This window comes from Nonomuraea sp. ATR24 (genome assembly GCF_041950485.1).
In the GTDB taxonomy this organism is placed as follows: Bacteria; Actinomycetota; Actinomycetes; order Streptosporangiales; family Streptosporangiaceae; genus Nonomuraea; species Nonomuraea ceibae.
This window is the reverse complement of the sequence record NZ_JBGNUU010000006.1, coordinates 244,170-258,999: the sequence shown is the minus strand read 5'-3', so window position 1 is coordinate 258,999 and position 14,830 is coordinate 244,170. Positions and strand designations below refer to the sequence as shown.

The window sequence follows — 14,830 nt, the reverse complement described above, 5'->3', positions numbered from 1 at the left end:
ACCGTCATGCTAATTGAACAAAACAGTCGTCATGCGAATAGACTGGGCGCCTGCCCAGCGAAAGGAAGGCGGACGTGGCCAGGCCCCGCGATCCACAGCGCCGCGAGGAGCTGCTCGACGCGATCGTCGGCTACCTGGCCGAGCACGGCATCGCCCAGCTCTCCCTGCGCCCCCTGGCCAAGGCGCTCGGCCACAGCACCTACGTGCTCACCCACCACTTCGCCGGCAAGGACGAGCTGATCAGCGCCATCCTCGCCCACCTCGACGAGCGCCAGAGGGGACGCGTGGGCGCGCTGCCCGACCCCGGGACGAGCGGCGGCCTGGGCCTGGGCGACGTGGTGCGCGCCTCGTGGGCCTGGCACCTGCGCGAGGACCTGCCGATGGTCCGGCTGCTGCACGAGATCGAGGGCCTCTCGGCCGCGGGCCGCCTGTCCGGCCCGTACGTGCCCAAGATGCTCGGCGACCGCGCCGAGTTCGTGGCCGGCGTGCTACGCGCGCACGGCGTGCCCGAGGAGGCGGCGCTGCGCAAGGCCACCCTGCTCAACGCCGCCTACGCCGGCCTGCAGATCGACTACCTGACGACCGGTGACAAGGATCGGGTCGAGGCGGCGCTGGACGAGCTGGCCGACACCGCCGACTCCTGGACCCGCCCGCAGTAGGCCGCCCGCGCCGTTCGAGCGTCAGGGGACGGCCGGCCGTGGGGGGTCCACTGGATCACCGGCGATGCGCCGCCATGCCTCCGCCGGCCCCCGCCTCAGCGGCTCTCCGCCTTCGCGAAAACCCGTTGGCGGACCGCGGCGGCCGCTGCTAGCTTTCTGGAGGCCGTGCGAGACAACGAGGAGGTGGTACCCGTGGACACAGTATCGACATGGGTGCTCCCCTCCGGGGTCACGGCCGGGCGATAGGTCGTCCGGGAGCGCCGTTCAAGAGCACTCCCGAAGGGCACGACCATGCGATTCACCTCTGAGCAGCGCCTCGACGACGGCGTCGTCGAACGCGCGTTCACCCTCGATGAGATCCCCGGCTTCCTGTGGACGCCCTGGTCCGCGCCCGCACCGGTCCCACTGATCCTGCTCGGCCACCCCCCGCTCGGACTGGACAGGATGTACCCCCGGCTGGTGGCGCGGGCCCGGAGCGCCGTGGCGGGCGGCTTCGCCGCGGCCACCATCGAGCTCCCCGGGAGCGGTGACCGGCCCCGCCTGGCCGGCGCCGAGCAGGCCCGCGCCGACCTGCGCCGGGCCATGAAGGCCGGCGAACCGGTCAGCGACGAGATCATCGACGCCCTCGTCCTCCCGCTCGTCGACAGAGCGGTCCCGGAATGGCAGGCCGCCTTGGACGCCCTCCTGTCGCTGCCCGGGATCGGCGGCCCCGTCGGATACTCGGGGGGCGTGATCTCCATCGGCATCCGGCTCGCGGTGGTCGAGCCGCGCATCGTGGCCGCCGGCCTCTTCGCCGGGAGTTTCGTGCCGCGCACCATGTTCGAGGAGGCCCGGCAGGTCACCATTCCGCTGCATGTCCTGCTGCAGTGGGATGACGAAGGGAACGACAGGCAGGCGGCCCTGGACCTGTTCGACGCCTTCGGCTCCAAGGAGAAGACGCTGCACGCCAACATGGGCGGGCACACCGGCGTCCCGCAGTTCGCCGGGGAGGACGCGGCCGGGTTCTTCGCCCGGCATCTGCGCTGATCGAGGACAAGCTCCGGCCCTCCTCGACAGCGTGGGCAGGCAAGACGCACCACCGCCCCGGCCGGTCGGCCCACCACCGGCCGGTCGGGGCGCCGCCCGGCCACCACCGCCTCCATCAGCCGGGCCGCCCACATCACGAGCACGGCCCTCGGCGTCAAGAGCCCCGTCGAGCTGGGCGACCTACCCGGCGATCAGCAGCTCGCCCGGTGGAAGGCGTTGTAGAGGGCGTTCCCGGGGACGCACGAAGGCGTCCCCGGGGCGCTCTGGTCGATCGGGTGGGTGAACCACCAGGTCATGCCGAGGGCGAGGAGCACGGCGGCGAGGGTGACGGCCGCGGCCGCCGGACGGTTCTGGCGCCAGGCCGGTCCCGACAGCGCGACGGCAGCCATGACCAGGGCCACCGCGGCAGCGGCTCCGGCGGCGATCTCCAGCAGGCCGCCGACGTCGGACGGCGGTTCGCCAACGGTGAGGGTGTTGGACAGGATCTCCCCGGCCAGGTAGACCCACTCGGAGACGATCAGCAGAGTGACGACCGCGGTGCGCAGCCGGGTGGCGGGCAGCTGCGGCCACAGGGCGATCAGGGCCGCCATCGCCCCCAGCATGACCAGCAGCGTCGAGCCGGCGAGCATCGGATCCAGCCAGTCGGTGATCGGCATGCGCCCGTCCCGGGCCCTGACCGCGGTGAAGCCGAACCAGGCCGCGGCGAAGACCAGGCCCAGGATCAGCGAGTATCCGAGCACGCGCGGCGGGCGCACGGCGGCGCTGACGAGGGGGGAAACACTCACAGGCTCTCCAACAATAGTGAGGTGCGCACGCACCTCATTTCATCTCCAGTACTGTGGTGCGCACTCACCACACTTGTCAACCTGGAGAAATCCCCCATGGCTCCACCCGCACGACAGCGCATCCTCGACGCCGCCGCCCGGCTCCTGCGCGAACGCGGCCTGGCCAGGCTCACCACCCGCGAGATCGCCCACGCCGCGGACGCCGCCGAGGGCAGCATCACCAAGAACTTCGGCAGCAAGATCGGCCTGCTGATCGCACTGCTGTCACAGGAACTGCCGGAACTGCGGGCCTGGCAGGCGGCCGCCACCCCGCCCGGGCAGCGGCCGATGCGCACCGTGCTCATCGATCTGCTGGAGCGCGGCATCGCCTTCTACGCGGCGTCGCTGCCGCTGCTGGCCGGCGCCGCCGCCGACCAGGAGCTGTTCGCCGCCTACCAGGCCACCAACCGCGAGAACGGCACCGGCCCCCACTTGGCGCTCGACCAGGTGGCCCACTACCTGGCCGAATGCCAGAAGGCCGGCGAGCTGCCGCATGGCGTCGAGCCGTACACGCTCGCCCTCACCCTGTGCGGAACCGCGCAGTTCGAGGCGTACACCGCATACGTCTCAGGGGCCGGCGCACTGCCGGGCGAACGCGCGGACCGGCTGGCCGCCACCGCCGACCTGATCCTCGGCCGGCCGGGAGCCTGACCAGGAGAGCCGCAGCCGTGACGCACCGGATGTCACACCGCCGCCCAAGGGACGGCAGGGCCGTCAGGTGAGGTCGAGCACCGCCTTGCCGTGCAGCCGGCGCTCCAGGAGAGCGCTCACCGCCTCGGACGCGTCGTCCCAGCCGCCGCGCCAGGTGATCTCGGGGCTCAGCACTCCGTCCGCGACCTGCCGGGCCAGCCAGGTCAGATCCCTGTCCAGCCCGTCGCAGAACAGCAGCATGAACGTGACGATCGAGCGATCGTCCCGGCCCGGCCCGCTGAACAGGGCGCCGAACGGGAAGTTCTCGCCCTCACCCGCGGAGTGCCCGACCGCCACCAGCGTGCCCCCCTCACCGAGCTGATCGAACGCCTCCACGAGTTGCGCGCCGCCCACCATGTCGAGCACGCCGTCGAGCCCGCCGCCGGCCTGGGCGGGACCGGCCACCACCTCGTGCGCGCCCAGAGCGCGCAGCGCCTCGCCGTGCCTGGCGGGGTCGCCGGTGGAGGCGATCACGTGCGCGCCGCCGAGCCGGGCGAGCTGGACGGCGTAGCGGCCGACGCCTCCGGTGGCGCCGGTGACGAGGATCCTGCGTCCCAGGAGAGGCCCGGTCCGGTGGAGCGCGCGCAGCGCGGTGCCGGCCGCGACCGGGATGGTGCTGAGCGCGCCCGGCTCCGCGCGCTCGGGCGCCACGCCGATCCAGTCGGTACGCACGGCGCGGACCTCGGCCCAGCCGCCACCCTCGTCGAGGGTCACGACGGGGGTCCCCACGGCCGGGCCCGACCCGTCCGCCGCCGCCTGGACGACGACTCCGGCGGCGTCCCAGCCGAGCACCGTCCCCTCGGCGGCGGTCTCGATGCCGTGGCTGACCTCGCCGTAGTTGAACGAGGTGGCCGTGACCCGGACCAGCGCCTGGTTCGCGGCGGGCACAGGCTCGGGCACTTCCCCCACCCGCAGGCCACCGGGGGCGGAACGATCGACGATCAGAGCGCGCATGGCGATCCCTTCATGAGACATCAGCTCAAAGTGCTACTCAGGAGCATAAGCCTATCGAGGGCGTTCGCGCTCCCATTACACTTGAACGATGACCGCCGACACCGCCTCCCCCTCCGCGCCGGAAACGCTCTCCCTGCGGGAACGCAAGAAGCTCCGGACCAGGACCGCACTCGTCGACACGGCCCTCGCCCTCTTCACCGAGCGGGGCTTCGACGGCGTGACCCTCGACGAGCTGTGCGACGCCGTCGAGGTCTCCAAACGCACCTTCTTCCGGAACTTCGCCAGCAAGGAACAGGTCGCCTCCGCCCCGCTGGAGGCACTGTGGGACGGCCTGCGGGACGACGTCGAGCGCCTGTCCTTCGGTCATGCGCCCGTCCTGGAGATGCTGCAGGAGGCGTTGCTCGCGGCGCTCGAACGCCTCGACGACGGCGGCGCCTGGGTGACCCGCGTACGCCAGAGCCGGGAACTGGCCGAGCGCACGCCGTCGATCACCGCGTACGGGCTCCAGTACTGCGACCGCACCAGCGCCGCCGTCGAGGCGACCTTGCAGCGCAAACTGGGCCTGAACCCTGCCGACCCACGGCCGAGGCTGGCCCTGGACCTGGTGGTCGCGTCCTTCCACGCCGCCCTGCGGACCTGGACAGCCAAACCCGGCACCCCCACCCACGCGGCGCTCGCGGCCGAACTGCGATCGGTCTTCGCGGTCCTCCCCGGCGCACTCACCTTCACCACGGCCTGAACGAGCTGCGCGCAGAAGGTCACGCGCGCGCCGACGGCCCGGCCCCTTTACATTGTAGATTCACACGGCCACCAGCCTCATACCCATGATCTCGGTCAGCCACCGGTTCTCATCGACTGTCAGAACACCATCGTGAGGAGGTCGGCGAACAGCTCCTGTTCGTCGACCTCGAGCCCGCGGCCGGTGAACCAGGTGGCCATGTTGTGGCAGTCGCGCATCAGGAAGTCCATGCCCTTCGGGTTGCCGACGATGTCGACGACCTGGGGCAGGTCGATCAGCACGATCCGCTCGGCCTGCGCGAGGACGTTGTACGGCGAAAGGTCGCCGTGCGCGAGGCCCGCGCGGGCCAGTTCACGCATGCCGTTGCGGAGCTGCTCGAAATACACGCCGAGCAGCTCCTTCGACGGCCGGACATGGGCCAGCCGGGGCGCGGCACCGCCCTCGCCGTCGTCGATGAACTCCATCAGCAGCTCGGTGCCGTCCACCTGCACGGGATACGGCACCGGGACGCCGGCCTTCCACAAGCGGTTGAGGGCGTCCCATTCGGCGTACGCCCACTGGCCGGCCGCGACGCCGCGGCCGTGCGTGGTCTTCTTCGCCATCGCCCGGCCGTCGCGGCTGTTGCGGGTGCGGCGGCCTTCGACGTACGACGTGCTGCGGTGGAAGGCCCGGTGCTCGTCGGTGCGGTACCTTTTCGCGGCCAGCAGCGAGGACTTCGCCGGGTTGCCGCCGATGGCTTCGACGGCCCGTTCGAGCAGGAAGACGTCGGCTTCCTTGCCGGTCTTGAGGATGCCGAGCTCGGTGTCGATCGCGGCCTGGTCCGTCACCACCCACGAGGGGCGTGGTTCGGGGCCGCGAGAGCCGCGCTCGACCTCCAGCCAGGTGGACCACCGCTGGTCCGGCCCCAGTTCCTCGTCGACGGCATGGAACGTGAAGGGGAAGGCCGCGGCCGGATCCGGCTGGGACTCGTCACGGGCGGACTCGGAGAAGTAGAGGTCAGCGGCCTCGTACTCGGAAGACAACGGGTGTGCTCCTGAACGAAGAGGTGGGACTGATGCGGACATGCCGCAGCGCAGTGATGGCCATCCGTCAGCCCTCCTTCGTCCAGGCGGCGCTCTCCGCCGCTCGATCGACCCAGCATGCCCCGCCGCTTTCCGGCCCCGCAACGTATTTACCGGAGCTGGGATCTCACACCGGCAACGGGCCGGACCTCGTACGGCAGGCGACTACGTGAGGCTCGTCGCGGCGCGGGCCGCGTCGAGGGCGGCCACGGCGCGGTCGAGGTCCGACGCCGTGGTGCGGTAGCTGGTCACGCAGAGCCTGATCGCGCTGCGGCCGTCGAGCCGGACCGGGCTCACCCACGCCTGTCCGCCGCGCACCACGTGACCGGCCACCTCCGCGTGCCATCTGCCGCTCCGCTCCTCCCCCGCCGCGTCCGCCTCGGGGTCCACCACGCAGACCAGCGGGAGCGGGGTCTGGTTGATCCGCTGCCAGCCGCGCTCGGCCAGGCGCCGCGCGAGCAGGTCACCGAGCCGTACGTCTCGCTCCAGTTGCTCGGCGACGGCCGGCAGCCCGGCCACGGCCAGGTGCAGGAACACCTTCAGCCCGATGAACCGCCGCGACCACTGCACGCTGGTGGTGTACGGGTCGTGGGTGCCGTCGACCTCGGCCGGCATGTAGCCGGTGCTGCACTGGAAGCTCGCGGCCAGCGCCGCCGGATGGCGGGTGAGGAAGACTCCGGCGCCCATCGGGGCGGACAGCCATTTGTGCGCGTCGACCGTGACGCTGTCGGCCCGTTCGATGCCGGCCAGCAGGGGCCGCAGCCGGTCGGACAGCGCGGCGGCGCCGCCCCACGCCGCGTCCACGTGGAGGTGCAGGCCCCATTCCGCGGCCAGGTCGGCGAGCGGGCCCAACGGGTCCAGCACTCCCGCGCCGGTCGTGCCCGCCGTTCCGACGATCATGAAGGGGATCCTGCCGCCGGCCACGTCCGCCGCGTACGCCTCGCGCAGCCGGTCGAGGTCCATCTTGAGGGCGGCGTCCACCGGCACCAGGCGGACGGCGTCGCGGCCCAGCCCGGTCATGTGCGCGATCTTGAGCCAGGCCAGGTGGCTCTCCGCCGAGGCGTAGAACACCGGCCGGCCGGGCAGACCGAGCAGCCCGGCGCTGCCGTACTCGGGGAAACGGCGGGTGAGCGCGACGATGACGGCCGTGAGGTTCGCCTCGGCCCCGCCGACGGTGAAGCTCCCGTCGGTGTCCGAGGGCAGGCCCAGGCCGTTCGCCAGGAGGCGCAGCACGTGCCGCTCCATCTCGGTGGCGGCGGGCGCGTGGCTGTAGGCGGCGAGTTGCGGGTTCACCCCGGCGACGATCAGGTCCCCGGCCATGCCCCACCAGGTGGGCGACGGGTTGAACAGGCCGAAGTAGCGCGGGTGAGTGGTGTGCACGGTCCACTTCCGCAGCGCGGACATGACCGAGCCGAGCACCGCGTCGGCGGGCTTGGCCTCGGCGAAGTCGAAGCCGGCCAGCCAGTCACGGATGCGCTCGGTGTCGACGCTCGCCGGGGCCACCGGGCCGTGCACGACCTCCCCGGTGTGCCCCGCCACCAGGGCAGCGGTCTCCGCCAGCAGCCGCCCGCCCGCGTCGACGCCGAGATCGTACGGGCCGGCGCCGTCGAGGTCGGCCCCCATCGGGGTCAGCTCGTCCAGGCCGGTCTCAACCAGCGGGTCGTTCGACATCCTGCTCCTCTTTCACATGGCCCTTCACCACGGCATCGTGGGTCCCACCAGGATCGGAGCCCCGTCGCGCCTCCGCCAGCGGTGAACGGGCCATAAACCGTGAACATCAAGCCACCTGCACCGCAACCGAGACCACGCCAGGATGCGAACGTCTGGGAAGAAGAAGTCCACAGGAGCCCTGAATGCGTCCCACCATCGTGCTGCTTGGTACCGCCACCGTCATGAATGTCATCGCGACTCGACTCAAGTCATACGGCACATATGAAGAAGGAGACATATTCGATTATCTGTCCGTCGAGGAATGCCTCTTCAAAGTGGATATGTCTGGCGACGTCCTCGACGACTACGACGATGGAGAGCTCGACATACCCGATGGAGGGCTGAGCGCCATTCTTGTCGAGTATCAGTCAGTGTCCTGCGTCAGGAGGCTGTTGCTGGCCATTCTTCCCGGACAGGTCGGCTTTCTGGACTCTAACCATGGAAGCGTCACGCTTTCGATGAGGTACGCAACCGCTTCAATAGAGAGCCGAACTGGGATTGGAGGCGCAGCGTATAGAGGAACAAGGTGACCGGCCGACCGGTGCGGGGCAGAATCATCGTGATGAACGCCCCGGAGGGCAACCAGCTCTGCCTGGACGGACCGCGTTCAGGCAGGAAGCCACGGCGAGGGCGGCGCGGCGGGTCAGCGCCGGGTCACCAGCGGCCCGGACGTCCACCAGCGCTCGCCCGCCGGTGACCCACGCGAACGTGCGCAGGTCGTCGTTGCCGGTGCTGGACCTCAGGTACGCCCCCTCCCCCAGCCGCTGGGCGTCCGGATCCGCGGCGAGGGTCGTACGGGCCAGCCGGGTCGCGTCCGCGTCCGTCGCGGCGACCCAGGAGACCGCCACCCGCACCACCGCCCCCGCGTCATCGGGCGGGAGGAACTCGCACACGTTCGGCTTGGGCCAGCGGATCCCCAGATGCTCCACGGCGCCCGGGACCGGCACGTACCCGGGCAGCACCGCAGGGTCGAGCAGCGCGCACGCGTCAGGCCAACGCTCCGGCGGCACCGCCAGCGGCGAGGAGGCGCCCGGCCCGTCGCGGAAGGTGTAGGCCGTGACCCGGTCGCCGCCGGGGTGCTTCTCGAACACCAGCAGGTCGCGCGAGGTGCTGCCGACGATCCTGCTCGCGCGCTCGCTCACGGGCAGGGGCAGCACGTCACGGGCGCCGTCCGCCCGCGAGACGACCTCGATCATGCGGGGGGTGAGCTCGGTGTTCGTGGCGCCCATCGCGTGAGTGGCCGTCAGGTGGTCGGCGTTCCCCAGGTATCCCTCGGCGGTGCCCGGCGACGTGCGCGGCCTGAGCGACCGGCGCCAGAGCACCCGCCCGTCGCGGGTGCGCGTCGCGGTCGTCTCCCGGCGGCCGTTCACGCTGCGGACCAGCAGCGTCAGCTCGGCGTCGTGGATCACGGTCGGCCCCCCGACCTCCGGGAACGTGATCGGCGACCGGGTCACCAGCCGGCCGTCCGCGTCCAGGACGGTGACGTGCCCGGGCTCCCGCGCGATGATCAGGCGGGTGGAGGAGACCTTGATCTGTACGAGCTCCTCACCCGAGTCCCGGAGGCGACGGGTCCAGGTGAGCCGTCCGGCACGCGGGTCGACACCGTGCAGGGCCGGCGACCGGCCTCGGCAGTCCTGGACGATGACGGCGACCTCGGATTCGAGCAGGCGAAAGTGGGGGCACCCGCCCGGCCACGGCACCGTCCACGTGTCGCGGCCGGAGGCCGGGTCGAGCCCGTGCAGGCCGCCGCCCGACGCCCACACGATGCCGGTGGGAGTGATGGCCGTCCTGGTCAGGTAGTCGAGGATCGGCGCGTCCGCGGACGGGAGCAGCCGCGTCCACCGCGTCCGGCCGGTGACCGGGTCGACGACCGTGACCCTCTCCGCGGCCCCCTCGGAGATGCTCACCGCGAGCAACTCTCCGACGAAGCCCATGTGGTCGTCCAGCGGGTGGTACGGCCGGGCGAGCGGAAAGGTCCTCAGGATCGCGCCGGTCTCAGCGTCGTGGACCCGGATCGCGGCCGGCCTCGTCGACGGCAGCGCCACCAGGGGCCGGCCGCCGACCGTGGCCACAGGCACGTCGAGACTGATGCCGTGCACACCGATCTCGCCCAGGTCGGCGCTCCAGGCGGCGGTGAACGCGGGACGCGCCTGCCGGGCGTTCCCGCTCCCGGCGGCGCAGGCGAGGACGAGCAGGGCGGCGATCAGCGCGCGGACGTGCATGCCCGCCCCGGCAGGAAGAGGCGGCAGGCCGCCCGCCCGGTGACGACCTTCAGCCCGGCGCCGGTGTTGCGGTAGACCGTCCTGTAGGCGGTGTAGGCCGTGGGAGCGCCGGTGACCCGGAAAGGCCGGCCGGCGGGGTCCTTCACGGTGACCGTCTCCGCCTTCCCGGTCCCCGCCACGACGTACTCGACCTCCAGCACGAAGGTGTGGCTGTGTTTCCGCGCCCTGATCTCCAGGCCGAGCTCGGCCTGGTCACCTCGTTTCAGGGACAGGCTGTGGGGTCCGAAGTAGGGGCGGCCGGGTTTGCCCGCCTGGGTGAAGAACGCGTCCCGCGCGTCGAGGGAGACGGTGAGCTGCGGGTTCGCCGGTCCGCCCTGCCGTGGGTGCTCGACGAAGGCGCCGGTGACGATCGGCTGCCTGGGGGCGACCTCCTTGACCCGTACATCGGTGACGCGGACGAGGTCACGCTGGGACTCGAAGACCACCCGCATCTCCTTCTCCCCCACCCACGCGCCCTTCAGGGTGGCCACCACGTCGTCGAACGCCCGGTCGCCGAAGCGCCCGCTCAGGAAGACCGCGCGGTCACGGGGCGCGGTGGGCCGGGAGGCGACGGCCAGGTCCTGTTCGGCACCGGTGCCAGGCAGGACGGTGACCAGCAGCGGTGGTCTGGCCGCGCTCACCAGGTCGGCCGGCCGCAGGAAGAGGCTGAACGCGTCGGTCAGCCAGGCGGTGACGACCGCGGTGAGCAGCGCGCCGATCCACAGCATCACCTTGGCGAGTTTCCCCGGCCCCTTGTCGTCGCTCTCCGGCACGAGAACGGCCTCCTCGCGGGTCGGCTGTCTGTGCGGACAAGGTAACGCGCCGGCAACGGTTCTGGCGGCCGATCCCGCACACCATTCGGCGTCGCGGGGCGTCGGAGCTGTCAATTCCGAGAGTCGTCCCCGTTCCGGGCGTGATCTTCGGCCTGCCGTGTTGTCTCATGCGCCGCCAATGTGTCGATCAGGCTCTGCATCTGCGCTTCTTGCATCATCAGATCCCATAAGCGGCTTTCTCCGTGATAAGTCACAGCTCTGGTTCGTACGTGCGGCTCGGCCGGATGACGGGACGTGTTCGGACAGGTAGGCGTCACCGCTCCGGCATATCAGTCCCCTCGCCCGCCTGCTGGCCACGTCCGCGGTCGCCACGGTGGCCCTGACCCTCACCGTCACCACCGCCCCGGCCGCCTCGGCCGCACCCCGCCAGGTGTGCCTGGACGCCACCAACAGCCGGGCCGACAACACCAACGTCCGCCTGTGGACCTGCCTCAACCACCCCAACCAGAAATGGGTCGTCCAGAACGGCCAGATCAAGGTCGAAGACACTCTGACCTGACCCGTAGCTCACCGGCCGTGACACGGACGCGAACCTCGTCGGCCGCTCAGAGGAATCGCGGGGCGCCGGTGGCGGCCAGGCTTCTCGCGACGGTGTCGGCGTAGGAGTCGGCCCGGCCGAGGCGCTGCAGGTGGGCGCCGAGTGCCGGGGACAGGCCGCCCAGGTGCGCCACCAGGCGGATCAGCAGGGGCGCCACGTCGGCCTCGGCGGCGTTGGTGCGGATGGCGCGGCAGACGGCCCGCGCCACCTGCTGCGGCGTCCGCGTGCCGATCGCGGCGATCCAGGAGGGCAGGGGCGCCGGTGCGCGGGTGAGCATGCCGGCGTTCCTGATCAGTCCGGGGCAGATGACCGAGACGCCGACGCCGTGCGGCGCCAGATCGGCCCGGGCCGCGTGCCCGAACCCGCGCAGCCCGTACTTGGTGGCGTTGTAGAGCGCGCACCGGGCGTGTGAGATCTTGCCGCCGAGCGAGCTCATGAGGACGATGTGGCCGCGCCCGTTGGCGATCATGTGTTCGGCGGCCGTGCGCGCCATGACGATGGGGGCGCGCAGGTTGAGCGCCAGGTAGGTGTCGATGTCGCCGGTGGTGTGGTCGGTGATCGCGGCGGGGGCGATGACGCCGGCGTTGGCCACGAGAATGTCGACGGGACCGGCCTGCCGCATCAGGGCGGTGAGGCCGTCGTGGTCGGTGAGGTCGGCGGCGATGGCGCGCCCGCCCAGCCGGCCGGCCAGGGCTGTCAGGACGGCGGTGTCGCGGCCGGTGAGGATCACGCGGACGCCGTGGCGGGCCAGCGCGTGGGCGATGGCCTGGCCGAGGCCGCCGCTGGCTCCGGTGATCAGGGCGGTCGTCCCGGACAGCTCCATACGCGTTCTCCTTGGTCGGTGATCGGCGTGGCCGGTCGTGTCAGGGGCGGGAGGGGACGACGTCGGCGTGCAGGTCGGCCAGGGCCTGGCGCACCAGGGCGGGCAGGTGGCCGAGGCCGGGCAGGCGGGCGTCGAAGGCGTACGAGAACGAGACCGTCCGCCGGCCGGGCAGGACGGCGACCTGGCCTCCCGCGCCGGGCAGCAGCGAGGGCACGGCGAAGATCTCGTGGGCAGGCGGGAGCGCGGCGGCGCCGTGGAGGAGCGTCAGGCCGAGGCTGTCATGCAGCGGGCGGCGCGCGGCGGAAGCGGCCAGGCGGGCCAGGACGTGGCTGAAGGCGGCGGACATCGCGGGGGCGTGCGGGCCGCGCCGGTGGCGGGCCAGTTCGGCGAGACCGGTCTGCTCGGCGACGGCTCGCAGGCGGGTACGGGGGGTGGGTTCGGCGCTCGGCAGCCGGATGGGCATGAGGACGGCGTGGTTGCCCAGGCCGTCGTCACGGCGGCGATCGCGCCGCCCGACCGGGAAGGAGAGCACCGGCTGCCCGAGGGGGCGACGCGGCTCGGGCGGGAGCGGGCCGGCCGGGGCGGGGCCGGCCTCTGTCCACTCCTTGACGACGCCGGCCAGGACCGCCGCGGCGATCTGGGCGAAGCTGGTCCCTGTCGAGCGGGCGATGTCGCGGAACGCGCCGGCGTCGAGGCTGACGGAGCCGAGGTGCCGGGTGGCGGGGGCGTCCGTCGCCGGCGGGTGCCAGGGCTCGGTTGCGGAGGCGAAGCGGGCGATGTCGCCGATGGCCTGGCGGATGGCGGCGCCGCCGGGGCGCCCGCGTCCGCCGCCGGGCGCGGCGGCGGGCGGGGGCAGCGTGCGGCCCAGGGCGAGCGAGCTGATCGTGCGGGCGGCGGAGAGCCCGTCCTGGAAGACGTGGTGGGCGCGGTAGCACAGCAGGTGCTCGTCGGCGGCGTGACCCTCGACGACCACGAGGCTCCACAGCGGCCTGGACCGGGGCAGGGGGTGCTCGCGCAACGCCTGACCGACCGCCTGGCACGGGTCCTGGCCGGGCGCGGCGTGATGGTGCTGTACGTGGTGGGCGGGGTCGAACGCGGGGTCGGGCTCCCAGCGCACCCGCCGGCCCGTTCCCGTCAGCCGGTAGGTCAGCGCGCGGGCCCGGACGGCGGCGTCGCCGATCAGGCGGTGCAAGCGGTGGCCGGAGGGCGGCGGTCCTGGGAGGCGCACGGCGACGCCCAGGTGCAGGTCGGCGTCCCTGTCCGGGTCCGCCTCGTCAGCCAGCCGCAGCAGGAAGCGGTCGTTGACCGTCAGCGGCACCGCCGTGGTCCGTGCGGCGGTCGTGAACTGATCTGCGGTCGTGGGCATGGTGGGCATGGCGCGGCGTCCTCAGGTCACGGGAGCGATGATCAAGGTGGCGTTGTGGCCGCCGAACCCGAACGAGTTCGACAGCACCGCTCCCGCCGGCAGCGGCCGGGCCTCGCGCACCACGTCGACCTCGCAGCGCGGGTCGGGCGTGCCGAGGTTGGCCGTCGGCGGGACGGTCCCGTGGGCGAGCGTCAGCACGGTGGCGACCGCTTCGATGGCGCCCGCCGCTCCGAGCGCGTGGCCGGTCACCGCCTTGACGGCGGTGACGGGCACCCCGTGCGGCCCGAACAGGCGGGTGATGGCCTGCGCCTCGGTCAGGTCGTTGACCTGGGTGCCGGTCCCGTGCGCGTTGACGTGGGAGACCTGGGCGGGCGACAGCCCGGCGTCGCTGAGGGCCGCGCGCATGCACCGGTAGGCGCCCTCGCCCTCAGGGGCCGGGGCGAGCAGGTGGTGGGCGTCGTTGGTGCGCCCGTAGCCGGCGAGCTCGGCGTGCACGTGCGCGCCACGGGCGCGGGCGCCGTCGAGCGTCTCCAGGATCAGGAACGCGGCCCCTTCGGCCAGCACGAAGCCGTCGCGTCCGGCGTCGAACGGCCGGCAGGCGCGCTGGGGCTCGGCGGTGTGGCGCGACAGGGTCCGGCACTGGTCGAACGCCTGCAGGATGGTCGGGGTGACGCAGGCTTCCGCCCCGCCGGCGACGACGAGGTCGGCGGAGCCGTCGCGCAGCAGCCGCACGGCCTCCCCGATCGCGTGCGCGCCGGAGGCGCAGGCGGTGGTCACGGACATGCTGGGCCCGTGGATCCGGTGACGCAGGCCGATGGCCGAGGCGGGCGCGTTGCTCATGATCTTCAGGACGTGGAGAGGGCCTGGGTTCCCGCGCCCCGGGTGGCGGACGTCGAGCATGCCGTCCTCGTAGGTCTCGACCCCGCAGAACCCGATGCCGGTCACCACGGCCCGCCGCTCCGGTGGCGTCCGGATGGCGTCGCCGGCCCCGAAGGCGTCGTCGAACGCGTCGGCGGCCGCGCAGACGGCCAGCTTGCTCACCCGGTCGAGGTGGCGGGCCTGCCGGGGAGTCAGGTACGGCGCGGTGTCGAGGTCGCCGACCTGGCAGGCGACGTCGACGCCGAGGCCGGTGGTGTCGAAGGAGGTGATGCGCCGCGCTGTGGAGCGCCCGCTGATCAGCGCGTCCCACAGGTGCTTGGGGTGGGCTCCGGCGGCCGTGCGCACGCCCAGTCCCGTCACCGCTACCCGCGCCCGCGACGTCATCGAGCCTCCCCCTTGATCGCTGGTCCTCCGATCAGCCTCGCTCATCGGAGGCCGGGAGATCGGCGCGCGACGCGCCACGTCCG

Annotated in this window: 15 protein-coding genes; 6 read left to right on the top strand and 9 right to left on the bottom strand. The window is 72.5% G+C overall.

The window, feature by feature from the left end; genetic code table 11:
- The first annotated feature begins 74 nt into the window (after window positions 1-74).
- Both ACBI99_RS18400 and ACBI99_RS18395 read left to right on the top strand, forming a co-directional pair.
- Entirely contained in the window at window positions 75-659 is a 585-nt protein-coding gene (locus tag ACBI99_RS18400) for a TetR/AcrR family transcriptional regulator (protein ID WP_375072831.1), read from the top strand.
- A 291-nt stretch (window positions 660-950) separates the two neighbouring features.
- A complete protein-coding gene (locus tag ACBI99_RS18395; RefSeq protein ID WP_375072830.1) occupies window positions 951-1,685 on the top strand; it encodes an alpha/beta hydrolase in 735 nt (244 codons plus the stop codon).
- A gap of 191 nt (window positions 1,686-1,876) precedes the next feature.
- Here the strand turns inward: ACBI99_RS18395 and ACBI99_RS18390 are convergent, their stop codons facing one another.
- On the bottom strand, window positions 1,877-2,470 hold the full coding sequence (locus tag ACBI99_RS18390) for a hypothetical protein (protein WP_375072829.1): 594 nt from the start codon (window positions 2,468-2,470) through the stop codon (window positions 1,877-1,879).
- 96 nt (window positions 2,471-2,566) lie between these two features.
- Between ACBI99_RS18390 and ACBI99_RS18385 the strand changes: the two genes are divergently transcribed.
- A complete protein-coding gene (locus tag ACBI99_RS18385) occupies window positions 2,567-3,160 on the top strand; it encodes a TetR/AcrR family transcriptional regulator (protein ID WP_375072828.1) in 594 nt (197 codons plus the stop codon).
- A gap of 63 nt (window positions 3,161-3,223) precedes the next feature.
- On the opposite strand, the gene ACBI99_RS18380 is transcribed toward ACBI99_RS18385, so the two are convergent.
- On the bottom strand, window positions 3,224-4,153 hold the full coding sequence (locus tag ACBI99_RS18380) for a zinc-binding dehydrogenase (RefSeq protein WP_375072827.1): 930 nt from the start codon (window positions 4,151-4,153) through the stop codon (window positions 3,224-3,226).
- 88 nt (window positions 4,154-4,241) lie between these two features.
- On the opposite strand from ACBI99_RS18380, the gene ACBI99_RS18375 reads away from it, so the two are divergent.
- The gene (locus tag ACBI99_RS18375) at window positions 4,242-4,892 is read left to right on the top strand and encodes a TetR family transcriptional regulator (RefSeq protein ID WP_375072826.1); all 651 of its coding nucleotides are present in this window, start codon (window positions 4,242-4,244) and stop codon (window positions 4,890-4,892) included.
- Between the two features lie 119 nt (window positions 4,893-5,011).
- Here the strand turns inward: ACBI99_RS18375 and ACBI99_RS18370 are convergent, their stop codons facing one another.
- Both ACBI99_RS18370 and ACBI99_RS18365 read right to left on the bottom strand, forming a co-directional pair.
- Entirely contained in the window at window positions 5,012-5,914 is a 903-nt protein-coding gene (locus ACBI99_RS18370; RefSeq protein ID WP_375072825.1) for a serine protein kinase RIO, read from the bottom strand.
- A 204-nt stretch (window positions 5,915-6,118) separates the two neighbouring features.
- Window positions 6,119-7,624 carry a pyridoxal phosphate-dependent decarboxylase family protein gene (locus tag ACBI99_RS18365; protein ID WP_375072824.1) on the bottom strand — a complete coding sequence of 502 codons (1,506 nt, stop codon included), beginning with the start codon at window positions 7,622-7,624 and terminating at the stop codon, window positions 6,119-6,121.
- Window positions 7,625-7,806: 182 nt separating this feature from the next.
- On the opposite strand from ACBI99_RS18365, the gene ACBI99_RS18360 reads away from it, so the two are divergent.
- Window positions 7,807-8,193, top strand: a complete 387-nt coding sequence (locus tag ACBI99_RS18360) for a hypothetical protein (protein WP_375072823.1) — start codon at window positions 7,807-7,809, stop codon at window positions 8,191-8,193.
- A 24-nt stretch (window positions 8,194-8,217) separates the two neighbouring features.
- Here ACBI99_RS18360 and ACBI99_RS18355 read toward each other — a convergent pair whose 3' ends face one another.
- Together ACBI99_RS18355 and ACBI99_RS18350 are read right to left on the bottom strand one after the other, a co-directional pair.
- Entirely contained in the window at window positions 8,218-9,885 is a 1,668-nt protein-coding gene (locus tag ACBI99_RS18355) for a PQQ-binding-like beta-propeller repeat protein (protein WP_375072822.1), read from the bottom strand.
- Complete coding sequence (locus ACBI99_RS18350; RefSeq protein ID WP_375072821.1) at window positions 9,867-10,697, bottom strand: hypothetical protein; 831 nt, start codon at window positions 10,695-10,697, stop codon at window positions 9,867-9,869. Before ACBI99_RS18350 ends, ACBI99_RS18355 begins: the two co-directional genes overlap by 19 nt.
- Window positions 10,698-11,070: 373 nt before the next feature.
- On the opposite strand from ACBI99_RS18350, the gene ACBI99_RS18345 reads away from it, so the two are divergent.
- Complete coding sequence (locus tag ACBI99_RS18345) at window positions 11,071-11,256, top strand: ricin-type beta-trefoil lectin domain protein (RefSeq protein WP_219517049.1); 186 nt, start codon at window positions 11,071-11,073, stop codon at window positions 11,254-11,256.
- A gap of 46 nt (window positions 11,257-11,302) precedes the next feature.
- Here the strand turns inward: ACBI99_RS18345 and ACBI99_RS18340 are convergent, their stop codons facing one another.
- From ACBI99_RS18340 to ACBI99_RS18330, 3 genes are read right to left on the bottom strand one after another with little or no spacing between them, the layout of a single operon-like run.
- Window positions 11,303-12,118 carry an SDR family oxidoreductase gene (locus tag ACBI99_RS18340; RefSeq protein ID WP_219517047.1) on the bottom strand — a complete coding sequence of 272 codons (816 nt, stop codon included), beginning with the start codon at window positions 12,116-12,118 and terminating at the stop codon, window positions 11,303-11,305.
- A 40-nt stretch (window positions 12,119-12,158) separates the two neighbouring features.
- Window positions 12,159-13,484: a wax ester/triacylglycerol synthase domain-containing protein gene (locus ACBI99_RS18335; protein WP_375072820.1), complete on the bottom strand. Its 1,326-nt coding sequence runs from the start codon at window positions 13,482-13,484 to the stop codon at window positions 12,159-12,161.
- Between the two features lie 21 nt (window positions 13,485-13,505).
- On the bottom strand, window positions 13,506-14,747 hold the full coding sequence (locus ACBI99_RS18330; protein WP_375072819.1) for a beta-ketoacyl-[acyl-carrier-protein] synthase family protein: 1,242 nt from the start codon (window positions 14,745-14,747) through the stop codon (window positions 13,506-13,508).
- Window positions 14,748-14,830: the final 83 nt, after the last annotated feature.

Bases quoted from the DNA above. Each gene is read 5' to 3' on its own strand.
- ACBI99_RS18395 (WP_375072830.1), top strand. From the start codon at position 951: ATGCGATTCACCTCTGAGCAGCGCCTCGACGACGGCGTCGTCGAACGC.
- ACBI99_RS18385 (WP_375072828.1), top strand. From the start codon at position 2,567: ATGGCTCCACCCGCACGACAGCGCATCCTCGACGCCGCCGCCCGGCTC.
- ACBI99_RS18380 (WP_375072827.1), bottom strand. From the start codon at position 4,153: ATGCGCGCTCTGATCGTCGATCGTTCCGCCCCCGGTGGCCTGCGGGTG.
- ACBI99_RS18375 (WP_375072826.1), top strand. From the start codon at position 4,242: ATGACCGCCGACACCGCCTCCCCCTCCGCGCCGGAAACGCTCTCCCTG.
- ACBI99_RS18365 (WP_375072824.1), bottom strand. From the start codon at position 7,624: ATGTCGAACGACCCGCTGGTTGAGACCGGCCTGGACGAGCTGACCCCG.
- ACBI99_RS18360 (WP_375072823.1), top strand. From the start codon at position 7,807: ATGCGTCCCACCATCGTGCTGCTTGGTACCGCCACCGTCATGAATGTC.
- ACBI99_RS18355 (WP_375072822.1), bottom strand. From the start codon at position 9,885: ATGCACGTCCGCGCGCTGATCGCCGCCCTGCTCGTCCTCGCCTGCGCC.
- ACBI99_RS18340 (WP_219517047.1), bottom strand. From the start codon at position 12,118: ATGGAGCTGTCCGGGACGACCGCCCTGATCACCGGAGCCAGCGGCGGC.
- ACBI99_RS18335 (WP_375072820.1), bottom strand. From the start codon at position 13,484: ATGCCCACGACCGCAGATCAGTTCACGACCGCCGCACGGACCACGGCG.
- ACBI99_RS18330 (WP_375072819.1), bottom strand. From the start codon at position 14,747: ATGACGTCGCGGGCGCGGGTAGCGGTGACGGGACTGGGCGTGCGCACG.